This window comes from Paenibacillus apiarius (assembly GCF_017052585.1).
GTDB lineage: Bacteria > Bacillota > Bacilli > Paenibacillales > Paenibacillaceae > Paenibacillus_B > Paenibacillus_B apiarius.
Map to the genome: position 1 here is coordinate 1662501 of NZ_JAFFHZ010000001.1, position 18852 is coordinate 1681352.

An 18852-nucleotide genomic window follows, 5' to 3' on the forward strand; every position below is an offset into this window, starting at 1 on the left:
CAAAGCGCCGAAATTGATCCGGATGCCGAACGGAGATTTCGACAAGCGTGTCCTGCGCATTGCCGACAGTCTGAACTATAAGGTCATTCAATGGGACACCGATTCATTGGATTGGAAAAATCCAGGTGTGGACACGATCGTGAATCGCGTCGTCAAGAAAGCGCACCCTGGCGATATCGTGCTGCTGCATGCGAGCGATTCATGCAAGCAGACCCACCTTGCCCTGCCGGCCATCATCGATCAGCTTCGCGCGCAAGGTTATGAATTCGTCACCGTTTCCGAACTGATTCAGCAAACGGAATTAAAAAGCAAGACCATTCAAGATCAATCTACGATGAACCAGCATTTGCACAATGCAGCCGGTATGTAATCCAATTAAAAAAGCTGACGGCCCCCCGTCAGCTTTCTTTTCTGTCCAGAATGCGGTGCAAGATAAGAACTTGGTATGCGTTGCATGCCGCCAGCGGGATATAGACGAACCATGTCGCCATGTTGCCGATGGTAAGCGCTGACAACGTTTCGATCGTCGTCACCGCAATCATGAGGAATAACGTCGGGATGAACGCGGAACGATTCGTCGCCTTTACTTTAAAATAAGCAACGACTAACGCGACCACCAGCACGACGATACCGAGAATAATGTCATTGACCCCATTCGTTACAGTATCCCCTGCAAGCAAGGTGCGGAGAAACATTAAGTCCAGCCATACGATCACCGTAAGCAGAACTTGCACGTACGGCCACGCCTTTTTAAAAATGCCGAAGGCTATGTAATTCAGCGTCAAATAGGCAAAGAACCCCATCTGCGAATACACGCTAATCATACAGCCGCTTAGTATCAGCTGCAGCACATTCAGCATAATATCCACTGGACCGTTAAAATTAGAGAACTCTTGTTGGAACACCTGTAAGGATAGACCAATAATCAGTGAAATCGCTCCGCCTAAACATAGTGTAGTCCAGAATAAATAAGACCATTTTTTCAAATTCAAGGCGCTCCACCTCCACAATGTTCATTATTTTACCAATCTTCTCAGCAAAAAACTATCGCTGTCAAACATAATTCATAATTTCCTCCGCCATACTACGCGTGAAGACCGAATTTTGCAGCTGAACTTGTCGAACGCGCAGCGTCCACTCAGGACAGAAAGGAGGGCCTATTCCATGAAGTCAAAGTTCATTCATCTTGCGCTCACTGGAGTCATGTTCATGTTCTTGATGCTCCTATCCGCCTGCGGCATGGAACAGCAAGCTTCAAGCACTACAATGGATTATAAAGATCTAAAGACCATGGTGGTGGATATCCTCAAGACGGAAGAAGCGCAAAAGGCCATGCAGTCATCGTCTTCAGCCGGCGGCGGGATGAAAATGCAAGCCTTGAATATGCAGCAGCAAGAACAAATCCGGACAGCCGTGAAGGATACGCTCATTTCACCCGATTATCAAAAAACGGTAGAAAAAGTGATGACTGACCCGAAGTTCGCCGGTGAATTCGCCAAAGTCGTCAGTAAAGAAAATAAACAAATCCATAAAGAATTAATCAAGGATCCAGCTTATCAGCAATCCGTGGGAGATATTATCAAATCCCCTGACATGATGAAGTCATATTTAGACATGATGAAAACCCCGGAGTACCGTAAACAGCTGATGGCGGTCCTCAAGGATTCGATGAGCAGTCCTATCTTCAGGCTCGAAGTTATGGATTTATTAGGCAAGGTTGTAAAGGAAGAGCTTCAGCCTAAGGAACAAGGCGGGAAAGAAGGAAAAGAAGGAGAACAAGGCGGCGGGGGCGGCGAGAGCGGCGGCGGAGGTGGAGGAGATGATGGCGGCTCCGAATCCTAATCCGCTTACAAAACAAGAGGGAGCCGCGAATGGCATCCCTCTGCACGCTGTTAGGAATTAAGCCGCTGAGCCACACTTCGGGCCAATTCCATGTACATCGCTCCAATAACCGACTCTGCTTTATAAACAGACGGTGCAAACTCACGTTCTGATGGATGGTTGTCCGTGCTGCCAAGCGGAATTTGCGCGAGCAGGTCGACGTGAAGCTCTTCTGCCAGCTTAGCGCCGCCGCCGCGCCCAAATACATACTGCTTCTCGCCGCATTTTCCGCATTCAAGATATGCCATATTTTCAACGATACCAAGAATATCATGCTTCGTATGAATCGCCATCGTCCCCGCTCTTGCAGCAACAAACGCCGCTGTCGCATGTGGTGTAGTAACGATGATTTCTTTGCTGTGCGGTATCATCTGGTGGACATCAAGCGCGACATCTCCGGTTCCGGGAGGCAGATCCAGCAGCACATAATCAAGTTCACCCCACTCCACCTCTTGGAAAAAGTTGCGGAGCATTTTGCCAAGCATTGGCCCCCTCCACACAACCGGACTGTTGTCTTCGACAAAGAAGCCCATAGACATCACTTTTACGCCAAAGCGCTCCATTGGCACAATTAGGTTGTTCACTACTGCTGGACGCTCATCGATCCCCATCATATCCGGCACGCTAAAGCCATAAATATCTGCATCAATCAATCCGACACGCTTGCCAAGACGTGCCAAGGCCACCGCCAAGTTGACCGTCACGGTCGATTTGCCGACGCCGCCCTTGCCGCTTGCTACAGCGATAAACTTTACCCCAGAGGACGGATCCAGAAGTGGATGCTCGACTCCCGCTTGCGGTCCTTTTGGATTGTGGGCTGGTTGTCCCGCCCCCTGAACTTGACCGGCTTGATTCTGGTCCGGCTTCAATCCGATAGCAGCCTGTTCGTGTTCCGATGCCAATCGGATACGCACATGCACGTCTTGAACAGACAATTCGGATAACCGGCTCTTGATTTCCCGAGTTAACGCTTCTCGTGCCGCCGCATCCGCAGCCTGCGGGGCAATGACTGCAGTTAACTTCACTTCCCCGGTTCTAACCATCATGTCCCGAATCCAGCCTATGCTTGTCATGTCTTGTCCGGTTACCGGTTCTTTCACACCTTGCAGCGCTTGCAGCACTTCCTCTTTTGTAATCAAGATGGCACCTCGTCTCATATCAAGGACTATTGATAAATGATGAATGATGTACGGATACTATTATAGCACAGCCTCACCTTTTACCAATCTTTTCCCCTGCCATAAATCGCAAAATTCCTTTATACACCGATGCAGCCACCTTGCGCTGATATTGTTCATCCGCTAGCTTCCGCGATTCTTCGGGATTGGACAGGAATCCGACTTCCACGAGCGCGGTCGGCATGCTTACTTGATCCATCAAGTATAACCGCCGATCTACGGGCTTGGCCACGCGGTCTGTATTCTCCAGATTGCGGCGAATTTCCGCTTGAATCCATTTCGCGAGCCGCTCGCTCTCCGGATTGCGCTCTGTATAAAAAGTCTGCGCACCGTTCCACCGCTGGGAAGGAATGCTGTTCATATGCAAACTGATGAGGAGGTCCGCTTTTTTTTCTTCCACAAATCTGACCCGCTGTTTCAAATCCTCGGATTTCCGCTTCGAATATCCTTTTGTATCCTGATTGGCAAGATCATAATCACCTTCTCTGGTCATGAAAACAACCGCACCTGCCTGCTGCAAATAATCACGCAAATATAGAGCGATTGACAGGTTGATGTCCTTCTCAATGACTCCTTGCCGGCTAACCGCTCCGCCATCCGGTCCGCCGTGTCCCGCATCGATGGCAATTATTTTGCCGGACAAAGGTATTGTCCAATAGGTCCATGTTTTTGTAACCGGCATATCAGCAGTCATGATAACAATGACGAGAAGCACAAGGCAAACGCTAATGACCCACTGCCGGACATGGCGCAACGGTATCCATAGGATGGAAGTTTTTCGCTGCTTTTTTTCACTCATAAAAATAGTCCACCTCCGCTCCCTTACAGACTCCTAATCATCTATATGGGACAGGGTGGACAAATATTACACGACTATACGTCACTCGAAATAGACTGTGCCATGCCTTCAATTAGAATGCTCGCCACTTCCGGACGCGAGAACTGCGGCGGCGGGCAAATGCCGTCACGCAGCAGCGCGCGCACCTTCGTGCCAGACAGCGCCACATGATGCGACTTCGGATGGGGACACGTCTTGCTGGACGCCATATTGCCGCAAGTCGTGCAGAAAAAGCTATGCTCGAAAAAAAGAGGTTGAATCGCCAACTCCTCAGGGGAAAATAAATGAAAGATTTCCTGCGCTTCATATGTTCCGTAGTAGTCTCCTACCCCCGCATGGTCACGGCCGACGATAAAGTGGGTGCATCCGTAATTTTTTCGCACGATGGCATGAAAAATCGCTTCCCGCGGTCCCGCATATCGCATCGCAGCCGGAAAGACGCCGAGAAATACCCGGTCCGCCGGATAATAATGCTCCAACAGACTAACATAGCTGCGCATCCGCACATCTGCAGGCACATCGTCTGATTTCGTCTCCCCGACCAGCGGATTGAGAAATAAAGCGTCAACGATCTCCATCGCGCTCTTCTGAATATATTCATGCGCCCGATGAACGGGATTGCGGGTCTGAAAGCCAACCACGGTCCGCCAGCCCCGCTCTTGGAACAGGCGGCGGGTATCGGCCGGATCAAAGTAATACTGTCCGAATTGCTCTGGCTGTACCCGCTGCAGCACATGCACGCTACCGCCGACATACGAATCGGGACGTTCCAGCAGCTTCTGCACTCCCGGATGCTCCGTGTCCGTTGTCTTGAATACTTGTTCCGCTTCTTTTAATTGGTCCACGACGTATTTGCTTTCAACGTCTATCGTTCCATAGATGACTCCATCCTCTTCCCCGATGATTGCCGCGGTTGAACCTATCGTTAACGTCTCGGCGATATAATCCGGAACGGCAAGCGTTATGGGCAAGCTCCATACTGTGCCATCTGCCAAGCGCATTCGCTCGACGACGCTTTTATAGTCATCTTCATTCATAAACCCAGTGAGCGGAGAAAAGGCTCCGACGCCGATCAAATCCAAATCCGAGAGCGTGCGCCGATTAACGCGGATTACCGGCATCGACTTTGCTTCGGCAAGCTTCCGTTCCAACTCCTGTTCCGGAACGAACCGATTGATAAGCCGCCCGCCATGAGGCAAAATTGAGCTCATAACTGTAGTCTCCCTTCTAGAGATTGTTCAACAAGTCCCCATTACAGCACGCACTTATTTATGCAATCCGCATTCGACTTTATCGCTTCCCGACCAACGTCCCGCACGGGGATCCTCCCCTGGCTGTACCGGACGTGTGCAATGGCTGCAGCCGATACTGGGATAATTGAGATTATGAAGCGGATTGTAAATGACGTTATGGCTGTGGATGTAATTCCAAACGTCTTCCCAGCTCCATGCCGCCAACGGGTTGAATTTAATTAATCCGAATTTGGTGTCGTATTCCACCTTTTTCGCATTGGCGCGGGTCGGCGCTTGATCGCGGCGAATGCCGGTAATCCATGCATCGTATTTGCTTAGTATTCCTGTCAACGGTTCTACTTTACGAATATTGCAGCAAAGATTGGCATTGCTTAACCACAACTGATCGCCGTAGGCTTCGGCTTGTGCTTCGGGGGATAGTTCAGGGGCCACGCGAACAAATTCCAAATCATACCGCTCTGAGATGCGATCACGGGTGTCATACGTCTCATTGAAATGGAAATCGGTATCCAAATAAAAAATATCGGTTGAGGGGCTGATTCGCTGCAGCATATCGACCAAGACGACATCTTCGGAACCGAAGCTGCAAGCAAACGTCAAATTAGGAAAGGCTTGAACAGCCCAAGCAATAACTTCTTCCGGTTCTGCATGTTCAAATTGTTCCGCTTTTTCACTCACGAGCCTTTCCTTTTCCAACAGATTCATAATTGCATCCTCCGCATGCTCATTTTAATTCATAGTATTTTGGTATGTTTTATATACTTTATAATTATAGAAGCTTTCCTATCTTTGTCAATTTGTTTTTCTATTTCTTGGCACCATAATGACAGCATATTCCGGGCGATGGCCTAAGGTGAATCAGATTTGCGCAAATAAAAAACACCGCTACCTGCAAGAGGTAACGGTGTATCGGTATGCCTTTTCGGGCGTTTTTTCAAGAAATGACACTAATCATGCAAAGCATAGTCAATGGCAAAGGACTCGCCGGACCAAGCCTTCTTCGAAGTCCACTCCGTCTCCCCCTGCCAAAATGAATGAGCCGGAGACAATGCAAGCGGCATAAGCGCAGTCGAACAAAGATAGAGGCTGCCAGTCGAGATGTAGGTTTCTCCAATGCCCGGTTGATGTCCACAGAAGCCGACCGTTAACCATCCGTCCGGGGTATAAGTGCCCGGGGCGTCCATCATACGACGCATCACTGCCGTCATGGCGCATCGCACCTGCGAAGGAACCAATGGAGCGGGAAGTTCATCAAGCCATGCCATCTGCGCCAGCGTCTGCAAGACTCCGCATCGGTAAGACAGTGACCGGCCAATGGGCGGTATCGTTCCTTCCGGAGATATCATGCGCTCCTGCTGCGCCGCATATCGCTGAGCACGTCTTATTGCGGTCGGCTTCATTGCATTCCAATCCGGATATAGGTCGCCCAGCAGCCGCAGCACATCGAGCAGCATGGGCTGAATGACGAAGCTATTGTAATAGTCTGCGTGATACGCGGGACCGTCACCATACACCCCGTCGCCAACATACCACTGCTCATGCTGCTTCAATGCATAGTCTATCCGCATCGGATCCCAGTCTGCTTCGCCAACATAATACAGCGCTGCTTCAATCATTGCGGAGAACAGGAGCCAGTTGTTGTAATGCGGCTTGCGCGAACGCGTGACCTTCCAAGCTGCAATGACGTTACTCTTGACCCGTTCGCTTAGCGGGTCCCATAGCGCCTGTGGCGCACGCAGCACACCTTGGCACAGAAACGCCGTATCGACAATCGGCTGGTATCCATCAGCAAAATTCAAGCAGTCCGGCGAATGCGGATCCGTAGCGGCATCCATGGCTTCCTCATACAGCTTGCGCAGCTCAAGGCGGAGCAACTTCTCTACTTCAATGCCGCCATCCGAGCCGAGCCAAGGCGCGATTCCAGCCATTAATCGTCCGAATGCTTCCAGGTATGCATAATGCTCTCTCTCCCCGCCGTGTGACTCGATTGGCATATCAAGCTTCAAACGTCGCTCCGCCAATGCCGTCAGAACGGGACGCGCTATCCGATTCAACAGTTCCAGCCAATATAAACGATCCTGAGCTCCTGGCTCTTCTCCAGTCCGCTGCCCTGTATACTAGTCTGAACCTTCCGTGGGCACCATGCTGTTCTGAGAGTCTCGATTCATTCCCGTTCGCCTCCATCTCACATAACCCGGTATAAGCTGCCTTCACATTCATTATAGCGGATGATGGAGCGGAATGAGCATGATATTCTATATACGCAAATAGACGCAAAAAACCCTTTTGCGCCCATAGCCGCAAAAGGGTTGATTCCGTTCGTAATCCAATCTTAACGTTTGGAGAACTGAGGCGCACGACGAGCTGCTTTAAGACCGTATTTTTTACGTTCTTTCATACGTGGATCGCGCGTCAGGAAGCCTGCTTTTTTCAAAGCTGGACGAAGCTCTGGATCAGCTTTGAGCAATGCACGGGAAATACCGTGACGAATTGCGCCAGCTTGACCGGAGATACCGCCGCCATGAGCCAAAACCAACACGTCATATTTGCCGAGTGTTTCTGTCAGGTTCAACGGTTGCTTCACGATAAGCTTCAATGTTTCCAAACCGAAGTATTCATTAAGGTCGCGTTTGTTGATAACGATGCGGCCTTCGCCCGGTACGAGGCGAACGCGAGCTACCGAGTGCTTACGACGACCTGTCCCATAGTATTGTACTTGTGCCATGAAACTGTCCTCCCCTTTCTATTATCCGCGAAGTTCGTAAACTTCAGGTTGTTGTGCTTGATGTGGGTGCTCTACGCCGGCATAAACTTTAACACGAAGTTTCATTTTATTGCCCATGCGCGTTTTTGGCAGCATGCCTTGAACAGCGAGTTCCACCATACGCTCAGGTTTTTTGTTCAACATTTCTTGAGCGCTTGTCACTTTCAAACCGCCTGGATAGAGGGAGTGACGGTAGTACATTTTGTTTTGCAATTTCTTGCCTGTCAACACGATTTTGTCAGCGTTAACGATGACAACGAAGTCACCTGTATCAACGTGAGGCGTAAATGTTGGTTTGTGTTTGCCGCGAATCAGTGCAGCCGCTTCACTTGCCAGACGACCAAGCGTCTTGCCTTCAGCGTCAATAATGTACCATTTGCGCTCAACTTCTGCGGGCTTGGCCATGTATGTGGTACGCATGAAATATCCTCCTCTGATGACATTTGACGCAACAGCAGTTGCGTTACAAATTCATTGTTCACATTCGTTCCAATGTTGCATTGTCTATATTCATTCACTTCAATGTTATGTCTTGTTAAAAACTGCTACAAGCAGTTGTGATTTCTTTATCGGGGCCGTGGGAAGCCTAAAGAAACACAAATGTTATTTTACAATATAAATGCCATTTTTGCAAGGGATTTTTTCGAATCACTTGGATGCGTTGTTATCCGTGTGAAGCCGTTCTTCTCCATTGTAATCCACATGCCATAGCGTGAGTCCGTGGGGTACCGCAGTCGGCCCGGCTGCTTGCCGGCTCTTGGCTTCCAAAATGCGCGGAATATCAGCCGGAGTAAGCTTTCCTTCGCCAACCCGCAGGAGTGTCCCTGCAATGATACGCACCATATTGTATAGAAATCCGTTTCCGGTCAGTTCCAAATGAAGGCGGCCCCTGCCTACTTCCCCCGACTTGCTAGGCTCGATATCCAAGCTAGCGTTGTAGAGGGTACGCACATTGGAAGTTTTCGTCGATTTCGGCGAAACGAAAGAAGTAAAGTCATGCTCTCCAACAAAATGGCGGACTGCCTCTTGCATGGCTGCCATATTCAGCGGTCTATGATAATGGAATTCATAATTCCGTCGAAAAACATCTGGTGTCCGCTCTGCACATATGGAGTAACGATACGTCTTGCGTTTCGCCGAGTAGCGGGCATGGAAGTACTGCGGCGCTTCCCAAGCTTCTCGAATGACGATGTCATCGGGCAATCGTGAGTTCAACGCCAAACACCAGCGTTCGACAGGTATCATCGATGCAGTCTTGAAGTTGAATACTTGACCGTACGCGTGAACTCCCGCGTCCGTGCGGCCGGATGCCATAATAGACGTCTGCTCGCCCGTCAGCATATATATCGCGCGTTCGATGCGGCCTTGAACCGTATCCAGCTCAGGCTGAGCTTGAAAACCGCAGTAAGCCGTCCCGTCATAGCTTAATACCATTCCAATGTTACGCATTGGTTGCAACCCTCCCGATAAAAAGAAAAGCTCCTCAGGGGGAGCCTTCCTTCACGTCGCAAAATGCGTCGTTATCGTACGTGTGACATCACCGCGATTACGCGCGGTCAACCAGTTCCAAATACACCATAGGCGCGGAGTCGCCACGGCGAGGACCAAGTTTCAAAATGCGCGTATATCCGCCCGGACGCTCAGCATAACGTGGTGCCAGCTCCGAGAACAGCTTTTGAATTGCGTCTTGTTCGCCATTCACTGTTTCGCGGCGCACGAATGCAGCCACTTGACGACGAGCGTGCAAATCACCGCGTTTTGCGGACGTGATTAGTTTTTCAGCGATGGAACGAACTTCCTTCGCTTTCGCTTCAGTCGTTTGAATGCGCTCATACAAGAACAAATCAGTTACCAAGTCGCGGAACAATGCTTTACGGGCACTGGAATCGCGACCCAACTTTTGGTATGCCATTGCTATTTCCCCTCCTTCTAAGCCATGTCCCGTTTAGTCTTCCATGCGTAAGCCCAATCCGAGTTCTTCGAGCTTCTCTTGAACTTCCTCCAAAGATTTGCGGCCCAGGTTGCGGACCTTCATCATATCTTCTTCGGTCTTCGTAATCAGCTCTTGAACCGTATTGATGCCTGCACGCTTCAAGCAGTTATAGGAACGAACGGAGAGATCGAGCTCTTCGATAGTCATCTCAAGCACTTTCTCTTTCTTGTCTTCCTCTTTTTCGACCATGATTTCTGCATCTTTCGCTTCGTCCGTCAATCCGACGAAGAGCATCAGATGCTCCGTCAAAATTTTCGCGCCGAGGCTTACCGCTTCTTCAGGTCGAATGCTACCATCCGTCCACACTTCAAGGGTTAACTTGTCGTAGTTGGTTACTTGACCTACACGCGTATTTTCAACGCTGTAGTTTACACGCGAAATCGGCGTGTAAATCGAATCTACCGGGATAACCCCGATCGGTTGGTCTTCCCGCTTGTTTCGATCGGCAGGAACGTAACCACGTCCACGATTTGCGAAGATTCGCATGTGGAGTCTGGAGCCTTGTGCTAATGTCGCAATGCGGAGATCCGGGTTCAAAATTTCCACATCGCTATCCGCTCGAATATCGCCAGCCGTTACAACCCCGTCGCCTTCCGCATCGATTTCGAGAACTTTCTCTTCATCAGAGTGGATTTTCAGCGACAAGGACTTCAAGTTCAAGATAATTTCAGTAACATCTTCATAGACGCCTGGAATTGTCGAGAACTCATGCAAGACGCCGTCGATTTGAACAGACGTCACTGCCGCGCCCGGCAAAGAGGAGAGCAAGATGCGGCGCAGGGAGTTGCCCAGCGTTGTTCCGTATCCTCGCTCTAACGGTTCTACGACAAATTTGCCGTATGTGCCTTCCTCGTTGACGTCAACGGTCTCAATTTTCGGCTTTTCGATCTCAATCACTGTATAACCCTCCTTCAAACGTCGCTGGCGTTTATCAACGTCAAACACCTACGGTCGGTCGATTCATGCAGTATGCCTAAACAACCATTATTCCCAACAGGCGCTAGCTTAATACTACACGCATCGGTGTGCCATCATTAAACGCGACGACGTTTTGGTGGGCGGCAGCCGTTGTGCGGGATTGGCGTTACGTCTTTGATCATGCTGACTTCCAAACCTGCAGCTTGCAAGGAACGGATGGCAGCTTCACGACCTGCGCCTGGTCCTTTAACCATAACCTCAACCGACTTCATGCCATGTTCCATTGCTGCTTTGGCAGCGGACTCAGCAGCCATTTGAGCTGCGAATGGCGTCGATTTACGGGAGCCTTTATAGCCCAAATTACCGGAACTAGCCCAAGAAATAGCGTTGCCGTGTGGATCCGTGATAGTTACGATCGTGTTGTTAAACGTAGAACGGATGTGTGCCACACCGGTCTCAATATTTTTACGGTCACGACGTTTTGTACGTACGACTTTTTTCGGTTTAGCCATTGCTACTTATCCCCCCTTACTTCTTCTTGTTCGCTACCGTACGACGAGGGCCTTTACGTGTACGAGCATTTGTCTTAGTACGTTGTCCACGAACAGGCAATCCGCGACGATGACGGATACCGCGATAGCATCCGATTTCAACCAAACGTTTTACGTTCAGAGAGATCTCACGACGAAGGTCACCCTCAACCTTAACCGTTTTGTCAATCAGTTCACGAATTTTGTTCACTTCGTCTTCTGTCAAATCGCGAACGCGAGTATCAGGGTTAACGCCAGCCTCAGCGATTACTTTTTTAGAAGTTGTTTTACCAATACCAAAAATGTATGTCAAGGCGATCTCAACGCGTTTATCCCGTGGCAAGTCTACACCAGCTATACGAGCCATTTACGCTACACCCCCTTCTTATCCTTGTTTTTGTTTGTGCTTTGGATTCTCACAGATTACCATAACATTGCCTTTGCGTCGAATGACTTTGCATTTTTCGCAAATTGGCTTAACAGAAGGTCTTACCTTCATGCTGAATACCTCCCAGTTCTCAAGTTGCACGTCAAACCGTCTACCTGACGCGTCGAACGGTCTGCAAGTGCATGCAAGCGCTGCTCGGAACGAACCGAGTGCTACTTCCGATAAGTGATGCGACCTTTGCTCAAATCATATGGCGACAGTTGCACGACCACTTTGTCCCCCGTCAGGATACGGATGAAGTGCATCCGCAGCTTCCCGGAAACGTGGGCAAGAATTTGATGACCGTTCTCCAACTCAACCCGAAACGTCGCATTCGGCAACGGTTCAATGACCGTACCTTCCACTTCAATTACGTCTTCTTTGGCCACCGTCATTCTCCTCTCTGTTCAGCATGCTGAGCGGCTTGTTCCTCGGCAAACTTCGATATCACGTATCGAAGCTTGCTGTTGGTTACCCGACCGCTTTCATTTAAACTTTGGACAACTTCATGACTCATTGCGGTTTGCAATTCGAGATGAAGCAAGTTTTTTCGTTTAGGCTGGTCAAACTTACGTTTGTCCCCGTCCGCTATCTTGACGTAGCGCGATTCTTCAATGCCCGTGATGACTGCGTAAGTGCCTGCATCACGACCTCGAAGCACCTTGACGAATTGGCCGAGACGTGGTTCTTGCATTTCATTCATGTAAGTTCACCTACTCAACCAGCTTCGTCAAAATTTCGCAACCGTCCGGCGTCACAGCTACCGTATGCTCGAAGTGAGCGCACAGCGTCCCGTCCACCGTCACGACCGTCCAGTTATCCGCGAGCGTCTTGACATGCCGTTCTCCGGCAATAACCATTGGCTCGATTGCCAACGTCATGCCCGGTTTGAGCCGCGGGCCGCGATCCGGGACGCCGTAGTTCGGGATTTGCGGCTCTTCATGAAGTTCCGCGCCTACCCCGTGCCCGACGTACTCCCGCACGACGGAAAAACCTGCATCTTCGATAACGCGTTGAATCGCGTGGGATATCGTGTACAGACGAACGTCCGGCTTTACCAATGCGAGTCCCGCAAACAGCGATTGCTCGGTTACGTCAAGCAACTGCTGCGCCGACTCCGAAATGGCACCAACCCCGTAGGTCCAAGCGGAGTCGCCGTGATACCCGCGGTATTCCGCACCGATATCGATGCTGATGATGTCGCCTTCGTTTAATTTGCGTTGGCCGGGAATGCCATGTACCAGTTCTTCGTTAACTGATGCGCAAATGCTGCCAGAAAAACCATTATAGCCCTTGAACGAAGGTGTCGCTCCTTGACTGCGAATGAACGTTTCCGCGATTGAATCGAGTTCACGAGTCGTTATGCCCGGCTCAATCGATTTAGCCAGAAGACGATGCGTTTCCGCTACAATTCGTCCAGCTTCCCTCATGAAGCCTAGTTCCACTTCGGACTTACAAATGATCATTTAGTTTAACCTCGCAGTAAAGACACGATTTCAGATGTCACCGTATCAATTTCCTTCTCCCCGTCTACCTGACGCAACAAGCCTTTGTTCTTATAATATTCGAGCAAAGGAGCCGTTTTGTTGATATATTCGTCAAGGCGCGTGCCGACCTTCTCTTCGGAATCGTCCGAACGCTGGTACAGCTCGCCTTGGCATTTATCACAAACACCCTCTTGTTTTGGCGGGTTAAACATGACATGGTACGTTGCGCCGCAGGATTTGCAGATGCGCCGTCCCGTAAGACGGGCCAGCAGCAAATTGCGGTCAACGCTCAGGTCGATGACGTGATTCAGCTTGCGATTCAATTGTTCCAAGATATCGTCCAGCGCTTCGGCTTGAGCCAACGTACGCGGGAATCCATCCAACAGGAACCCTTGTTCACAATCCGGCTGCGCGAGACGCTCCCGCACGATGCCGACCGTCACGTCATCAGGAACGAGCAGACCCTGATCAATGTATTCTTTCGCTTTCAATCCGATGGGCGTGCCCTCGCGCATTGCTGCACGGAACGCGTCCCCGGTCGAAATGTGTGGAATGCCGAATTGTGCAACGATACGTTCGGCCTGCGTTCCTTTTCCTGCCCCAGGAGGCCCCATGAATAGAATGTTCATCGAATGTCACTCCCTTTACTGTAAGCACAGGCTTAACTTCGTCGGAAGTGGGGTGCTTCGATGCCATTCGTTAAGCCTCTGCCCTACAAGAAACAGCACAATAGGTGCCGATGAGCCGCTCTTGGTTCATCAGTACCTATCGCCTATTTGTTGATGAAACCTTTGTAATGGCGTTTAATCAATTGGCTTTCAATTTGTTTCATCGTATCCAGCGCAACGCCGACGACGATGAGAATTGAAGTACCGCCAATTTGAACGGAACGCGGCAATCCGGCAAGTGCTCCGAAGAACACAGGCAAGATTGAGATAAGCGCCAGGAACAACGCGCCCGCTAACGTAATGCGGGACATAACGCGAGTCAAGTACGTGGCTGTCGCCTTCCCAGGACGAATGCCCGGAATATATCCGCCGTTCTTTTTCATTTGATCCGCCATTTGTTGCGGGTTCAATTGCACGAACGTGTAGAAGAACGTGAACCCGATAATCAACAGCACATACAAGACCATGCCAAGCGGCTTGTCATAATACATGTGGGAGATTACCCATTTGGCCCACGGCTTATCCGCCCAGAACTGCGCAATCGTAATCGGGAACATCAACAGCGATACCGCGAAGATGACCGGAATAACGCCAGCGCCATTCACCTTGAGTGGAATATGCGTGTTCTGCCCGCCGTACATTTTGTTGCCGACAACACGTTTTGCGTATTGCACCGGAATTTTGCGGTTACCTTGCTGAATGAAGATAACACCAACCACAATCAACACGATGAATAACACGATTAAAATCATCTTAACGATGTTCAGGAACATTTGTCCGCTGGCATCGACAAATTGCGAACGATAAATCTCGCTGATATGCGTAGGGATACCTGCAACGATACCCGCAAAGATTAAGATCGAGATGCCGTTTCCGATGCCCTTCTCCGTGATTTGTTCACCAAGCCACATCAAGAAGGCCGTACCGGCAGTCAGGACAATGGCGATTAGAATGTAATCCGCAAGTGTGGCCCCCGGAACCAACTCCATGCCATACATACGGTTAAATCCAATCGCTGTACCGAATGCTTGAATCAATCCCAAAATAATCGTGCCGTAGCGCGTAATCTGGGCTAGCTTACGTTTGCCGACTTCTCCTTCTTTCGCCCATTCCGCAAACTTCGGAATGACGTCCATGGTTAGAAGCTGCACGATAATGGATGCCGTGATATACGGCATAATACCGAGCGCAAAGATGGAAAACTTGAACAACGCACCGCCGGAAAATGTGTTCAGCAAGCTGAACAGGTCTGTTCCTTGGTTCGCTGAAGCAAAGACCGATGTATCTACGCCAGGAACCGGTATGAAGGAACCAACGCGATATACGATCAAGACCATGAGCGTAAATAAAATCTTACGTCTCAGATCCTCGACTCGCCATATATTCGATACGGTCTTGAACATTAGATCACCTCGGATTTACCGCCGGCAGCCTCGATCTTCTCTACCGCAGATTGAGAGAACTTATTTGCTTTGACCGTCAATTTAACGGACAATTCACCATTACCCAAGATTTTGATTCCGCTCATTGGGTTTTTCACGATGCCTTGTTCCATCAGCAATTCCGGAGTTACTTCCGTTCCTGCTTCAAAGCGGTTCAATTCCGTCACGTTAATAACCGCGTACTCTTTGCGAGTAGGGTTGATGAAACCGCGTTTTGGCAAACGACGGTACAGTGGGTTTTGTCCACCCTCGAAGCCCGGACGAACACCACCGCCGGAACGAGAATTTTGACCTTTGTGACCACGGCCAGATGTCTTCCCATTTCCTGTCGCGATACCACGGCCAACGCGCTTACGTTCGCTGCGGGAACCAGGTGCCGGAGAAAGTTCATTCAACTTCATCGTTCGTCGCACCTCCTTAAATATTTATGCACTCATCATTATTTGTTGTACATGTTTCGAACAGTTGAATGAAGCGCGGGGTATGAAACCTTACGCTTCGATTTCTTTTACTTCAACCAGATGTTTCACTTGATTGACCATTCCGCGGATCGCATCGTTGTCATTATGAACAACTGTCTGATTCATTTTGCGCAAGCCCAATGTGTTCACCGTGCTACGTTGAGTTTGCGGGCGACCGATCAGACTGCGAACGAGGGTAATTTGCAATTTCGCCATCTTTGTCCCCTCCTTATCCTAACAGTTCTTCAACGGATTTGCCGCGCAATTTCGCTACTTGCTCTGCCGTCTTCAGACGGGACAGACCTTCAAGTGTTGCGTTAACCATGTTCATAGAGTTCGAGGAACCAAGCGATTTCGTCAAGATATCGCCTACACCTGCCAACTCCAACACGGCGCGAACAGGCCCGCCAGCGATAACCCCTGTACCTTCGGAAGCTGGTTTCAAGAGAACTTTACCAGCGCCGAACTGACCCGTAACTAGGTGAGGGATTGTCGTGTTAACAAACGGAACATGAATCAGATTTTTCTTTGCGTCTTCGATGCCTTTGCGGATAGCGTCAGGTACTTCGGATGCTTTACCGATGCCTGCGCCGACCCAACCATTGCCATCTCCAACAACTACGAGTGCGCTAAAGCTAAAGCGGCGTCCGCCCTTTACGACTTTAGCCACGCGGTTAATTTGAACAACTTTTTCAGAAAGTTCTAACGTGTTTGGATCAACTCGCAAGTCGTTTACCTCCTTCGATTGAATTCATTAGAATTCAAGGCCAGCTTCGCGTGCCGCGTCAGCCAACGCATGAATACGTCCGTGGTACAAGTAACCGCCGCGATCGAATACGACTGTATCGTAACCTTGTGCTTTTGCACGTTTCGCGATCAATTCGCCCACTTTGCGTGCCGATTCGACGTTACCGCCGTTTTTGATGTCGGCACTAAGCTCTTTGTCCATCGTCGATGCAGATACGATAGTGACACCTTTAACATCGTCGATAAGCTGAGCGTAGATATGTTTAGAGGAACGGAATACGTTCAAACGAGGACGTTCAGTCGTTCCTTCAATTTTCTTACGGACACGAAGGTGTCTTTTCAAACGAGCTTTGTTTTTATCGGCTTTCGTAATCATCTGATTGTTTCACTCCCTTCAGTTTGACCGTCAAGCTACTAAGGTAAGTGAGCTAGGCAAGATTTTATTTCTTCTTGCCTGCTTTACCTTCCTTGCGAATAATGCGTTCACCTTCGTATTTAATCCCTTTGCCTTTGTAAGGCTCAGGCTCGCGTACGGAACGAATTTTCGCTGCGTATGCACCAACGCGCTCTTTGTCGATGCCTTTAACGATAATTTTCGTTTGAGCAGGCACTTCGAATTCGATGCCAGCTTCCGGTGTAATTTCAACCGGATGGGAGTATCCAACGTTCAAGACGAGCTTGTCGCCGGACTTGTTCGCACGGTAACCTACACCGACCAACTCCAAAGTTTTGGAGAAACCTTCCGTTACTCCATTCACCATGTTGCTGATTACGCTGCGAGTAGTTCCGTGCAACGAACGATGAAGTTTATTTTCAGAAGGACGTTCAACGGAAATAACAGTTTCTTCGACGGACACTTTCATGTCTTTGTGAAGTTCACGTGTCAATGTTCCTTTAGGTCCTTTTACAGTAATAACGCTGTTATCCAAAGTGACAGTTACGCCACTTGGCACGTTAATTGGCTTGCGACCAATACGAGACATGTGTTGTTGCACCTCCAATCTTATGCGAATGGTTTACCAAACGTAGCAGATTACCTCGCCACCAGATTTTGCTTGGCGAGCTTCTTTGTCTGTCATAACGCCCTTAGACGTCGAAATAATTGCGATACCGAGACCGCCCAATACGCGTGGTACCTCTGTGGATTTCGTGTACACGCGCAATCCTGGTTTACTGATGCGCTTCAAGCCTGTAATAACACGCTCGTTGTCTGCACCGTATTTCAGGAAAATGCGGATCATACCTTGTTTGTTGTCATCGATATATTCTGCATCGCGGATAAAACCTTCACGCTTCAAGATTTCAGCAATTTGCTTCTTCATCGTCGAAGCTGGCATTTCCACCGTTTCATGACGTACTGTGTTTGCATTGCGAATGCGTGTAAGCATATCTGCAATCGGATCGGACATAACCATTAGTGTAAACCTCCTTCCCGCAACAGGGTTGATTACCAGCTAGCTTTTTTAACGCCAGGAATCTGGCCTTTGTATGCCAATTCGCGGAAACAAATTCTGCAAATTTTGAACTTACGTAATACAGAGTGCGGACGTCCGCAACGCTCGCAGCGTGTGTATGCCCGTACTTGAAACTTCGGTTTGCGTTGTTGCTTGATTTTCATCGAAGTTTTTGCCACGTAGTTGACACCTCCTAGAGATTTGTGTCGATGTATTCGGAACGAATAATCTCCGTTCATTTCACAATCTTAACCGACCTGCGCGAATTACTTCACGAAAGGCATGCCGAGTTGCGTCAACAGTTCGCGGGACTCTTCATCCGTATTCGCCGTCGTTACGATGACGATATCCATACCGCGCACTTTGTCTACTTTATCGTACTCGATCTCAGGGAAGATGATTTGCTCCTTAAGACCAAGCGTGTAGTTGCCGCGGCCGTCAAACGCTTTGTTCGAGATACCGCGGAAGTCGCGGACACGTGGAAGCGTGACATTGAACAATTTGTCCAAGAAGTAATACATACGCTCACCGCGCAGTGTCACTTTCACACCAATCGGCATTCCTTCACGAAGTTTAAAGCCTGCGATAGACTTCTTCGCGCGTGTAATAACTGGCTTTTGACCAGCGATTTGTTCCAATTCAGCAACCGCTGTATCCAATACCTTGGAGTTCTGAACAGCCTCACCCATACCCATGTTGATGACGACTTTCTCCACTTTTGGAACTTTCATAACAGATGTATAGTTGAACTTCTGCATCAGCGCAGGAGTAATTTCGTTCAAATAACGTTCTTTCAAACGAGCTGCCATGT

General features: G+C 49.4%; 28 protein-coding genes and 1 pseudogene (1 of these 29 cut by a window edge). 2 read left to right on the forward strand and 27 right to left on the reverse strand.

The genetic code is table 11. The features are described 5' to 3' along the window. Positions 1-370: the 3' end of a polysaccharide deacetylase family sporulation protein PdaB gene (gene pdaB / locus JSQ80_RS07675; RefSeq protein ID WP_087432326.1), read on the forward strand. 434 nt of this gene lie to the left of the window's left edge; 370 of the gene's 804 nt are visible here — the last part of the coding sequence; its start codon lies beyond the left edge, outside the window; it ends in the stop codon at positions 368-370. Between the two features lie 28 nt (positions 371-398). On the opposite strand, the gene JSQ80_RS07680 is transcribed toward pdaB, so the two are convergent. Next, positions 399-992 carry a KinB-signaling pathway activation protein gene (locus tag JSQ80_RS07680; RefSeq protein ID WP_206094923.1) on the reverse strand — a complete coding sequence of 198 codons (594 nt, stop codon included), beginning with the start codon at positions 990-992 and terminating at the stop codon, positions 399-401. Positions 993-1164: 172 nt separating this feature from the next. Between JSQ80_RS07680 and gerD the strand changes: the two genes are divergently transcribed. Beyond that, positions 1165-1842, forward strand: a complete 678-nt coding sequence (gerD, locus tag JSQ80_RS07685; RefSeq protein WP_206094924.1) for a spore germination lipoprotein GerD — start codon at positions 1165-1167, stop codon at positions 1840-1842. Between the two features lie 50 nt (positions 1843-1892). Here gerD and JSQ80_RS07690 read toward each other — a convergent pair whose 3' ends face one another. From JSQ80_RS07690 to rplE, 26 genes and pseudogenes are all read right to left on the reverse strand, one after another. Beyond that, positions 1893-3020, reverse strand: coding sequence for an Mrp/NBP35 family ATP-binding protein (locus JSQ80_RS07690; RefSeq protein WP_206094925.1), 1128 nt, complete (start codon positions 3018-3020; stop codon positions 1893-1895). A 73-nt stretch (positions 3021-3093) separates the two neighbouring features. After that, complete coding sequence (cwlD, locus tag JSQ80_RS07695; protein WP_087432330.1) at positions 3094-3858, reverse strand: N-acetylmuramoyl-L-alanine amidase CwlD; 765 nt, start codon at positions 3856-3858, stop codon at positions 3094-3096. 74 nt (positions 3859-3932) lie between these two features. After that, positions 3933-5108 (reverse strand): sulfate adenylyltransferase, encoded by a 1176-nt coding sequence (gene sat, locus JSQ80_RS07700; protein ID WP_206094926.1) that lies wholly within the window; start codon positions 5106-5108, stop codon positions 3933-3935. Between the two features lie 54 nt (positions 5109-5162). Beyond that, positions 5163-5855, reverse strand: a complete 693-nt coding sequence (locus JSQ80_RS07705; RefSeq protein WP_087432332.1) for a phosphoadenylyl-sulfate reductase — start codon at positions 5853-5855, stop codon at positions 5163-5165. Positions 5856-6097: 242 nt separating this feature from the next. Further along, a pseudogene (locus JSQ80_RS07710) lies at positions 6098-7231 on the reverse strand (DUF2264 domain-containing protein); the annotation flags it as partial. Between the two features lie 251 nt (positions 7232-7482). Then, entirely contained in the window at positions 7483-7875 is a 393-nt protein-coding gene (gene rpsI / locus JSQ80_RS07715; RefSeq protein ID WP_005544499.1) for a 30S ribosomal protein S9, read from the reverse strand. A 21-nt stretch (positions 7876-7896) separates the two neighbouring features. Next, a complete protein-coding gene (rplM, locus tag JSQ80_RS07720) occupies positions 7897-8334 on the reverse strand; it encodes a 50S ribosomal protein L13 (RefSeq protein ID WP_087432334.1) in 438 nt (145 codons plus the stop codon). Positions 8335-8562: 228 nt separating this feature from the next. Then, on the reverse strand, positions 8563-9363 hold the full coding sequence (gene truA, locus JSQ80_RS07725; protein ID WP_140397840.1) for a tRNA pseudouridine(38-40) synthase TruA: 801 nt from the start codon (positions 9361-9363) through the stop codon (positions 8563-8565). A gap of 97 nt (positions 9364-9460) precedes the next feature. After that, positions 9461-9826, reverse strand: a complete 366-nt coding sequence (rplQ, locus tag JSQ80_RS07730; RefSeq protein ID WP_087432335.1) for a 50S ribosomal protein L17 — start codon at positions 9824-9826, stop codon at positions 9461-9463. Between the two features lie 33 nt (positions 9827-9859). Beyond that, positions 9860-10804 (reverse strand): DNA-directed RNA polymerase subunit alpha, encoded by a 945-nt coding sequence (locus JSQ80_RS07735; protein WP_019420722.1) that lies wholly within the window; start codon positions 10802-10804, stop codon positions 9860-9862. Positions 10805-10941: 137 nt separating this feature from the next. After that, positions 10942-11337, reverse strand: a complete 396-nt coding sequence (gene rpsK / locus JSQ80_RS07740) for a 30S ribosomal protein S11 (protein ID WP_087432336.1) — start codon at positions 11335-11337, stop codon at positions 10942-10944. A gap of 16 nt (positions 11338-11353) precedes the next feature. Beyond that, on the reverse strand, positions 11354-11722 hold the full coding sequence (rpsM, locus tag JSQ80_RS07745; RefSeq protein WP_087432337.1) for a 30S ribosomal protein S13: 369 nt from the start codon (positions 11720-11722) through the stop codon (positions 11354-11356). An 18-nt stretch (positions 11723-11740) separates the two neighbouring features. Next, complete coding sequence (gene rpmJ, locus JSQ80_RS07750) at positions 11741-11854, reverse strand: 50S ribosomal protein L36 (RefSeq protein ID WP_003333770.1); 114 nt, start codon at positions 11852-11854, stop codon at positions 11741-11743. A gap of 101 nt (positions 11855-11955) precedes the next feature. Continuing rightward, complete coding sequence (infA, locus tag JSQ80_RS07755; RefSeq protein WP_006676514.1) at positions 11956-12171, reverse strand: translation initiation factor IF-1; 216 nt, start codon at positions 12169-12171, stop codon at positions 11956-11958. A gap of 2 nt (positions 12172-12173) precedes the next feature. Beyond that, the gene (locus JSQ80_RS07760; RefSeq protein ID WP_087432338.1) at positions 12174-12485 is read right to left on the reverse strand and encodes a KOW domain-containing RNA-binding protein; all 312 of its coding nucleotides are present in this window, start codon (positions 12483-12485) and stop codon (positions 12174-12176) included. A gap of 10 nt (positions 12486-12495) precedes the next feature. Beyond that, positions 12496-13248, reverse strand: a complete 753-nt coding sequence (gene map / locus JSQ80_RS07765) for a type I methionyl aminopeptidase (RefSeq protein WP_087432339.1) — start codon at positions 13246-13248, stop codon at positions 12496-12498. 5 nt (positions 13249-13253) lie between these two features. Then, on the reverse strand, positions 13254-13898 hold the full coding sequence (locus tag JSQ80_RS07770) for an adenylate kinase (RefSeq protein WP_206094927.1): 645 nt from the start codon (positions 13896-13898) through the stop codon (positions 13254-13256). A 143-nt stretch (positions 13899-14041) separates the two neighbouring features. Beyond that, positions 14042-15340: a preprotein translocase subunit SecY gene (secY, locus tag JSQ80_RS07775; protein ID WP_087432341.1), complete on the reverse strand. Its 1299-nt coding sequence runs from the start codon at positions 15338-15340 to the stop codon at positions 14042-14044. Then, a complete protein-coding gene (gene rplO / locus JSQ80_RS07780) occupies positions 15340-15780 on the reverse strand; it encodes a 50S ribosomal protein L15 (protein ID WP_206094928.1) in 441 nt (146 codons plus the stop codon). The genes secY and rplO overlap by 1 nt, the downstream gene beginning before the upstream one ends. Positions 15781-15870: 90 nt before the next feature. Then, the gene (rpmD, locus tag JSQ80_RS07785; RefSeq protein ID WP_019420713.1) at positions 15871-16056 is read right to left on the reverse strand and encodes a 50S ribosomal protein L30; all 186 of its coding nucleotides are present in this window, start codon (positions 16054-16056) and stop codon (positions 15871-15873) included. A gap of 13 nt (positions 16057-16069) precedes the next feature. After that, a complete protein-coding gene (rpsE, locus tag JSQ80_RS07790) occupies positions 16070-16567 on the reverse strand; it encodes a 30S ribosomal protein S5 (RefSeq protein WP_087432343.1) in 498 nt (165 codons plus the stop codon). Positions 16568-16594: 27 nt separating this feature from the next. Beyond that, positions 16595-16963 (reverse strand): 50S ribosomal protein L18, encoded by a 369-nt coding sequence (gene rplR / locus JSQ80_RS07795; protein WP_087432344.1) that lies wholly within the window; start codon positions 16961-16963, stop codon positions 16595-16597. A gap of 64 nt (positions 16964-17027) precedes the next feature. Further along, positions 17028-17570 (reverse strand): 50S ribosomal protein L6, encoded by a 543-nt coding sequence (gene rplF, locus JSQ80_RS07800; RefSeq protein ID WP_087432345.1) that lies wholly within the window; start codon positions 17568-17570, stop codon positions 17028-17030. Positions 17571-17603: 33 nt separating this feature from the next. Then, positions 17604-18002: a 30S ribosomal protein S8 gene (gene rpsH, locus JSQ80_RS07805; RefSeq protein WP_087432346.1), complete on the reverse strand. Its 399-nt coding sequence runs from the start codon at positions 18000-18002 to the stop codon at positions 17604-17606. 32 nt (positions 18003-18034) lie between these two features. Beyond that, positions 18035-18220, reverse strand: a complete 186-nt coding sequence (locus tag JSQ80_RS07810) for a type Z 30S ribosomal protein S14 (RefSeq protein ID WP_006676503.1) — start codon at positions 18218-18220, stop codon at positions 18035-18037. A gap of 87 nt (positions 18221-18307) precedes the next feature. Beyond that, the gene (rplE, locus tag JSQ80_RS07815) at positions 18308-18850 is read right to left on the reverse strand and encodes a 50S ribosomal protein L5 (protein WP_087432347.1); all 543 of its coding nucleotides are present in this window, start codon (positions 18848-18850) and stop codon (positions 18308-18310) included. Positions 18851-18852 lie beyond the last annotated feature (2 nt).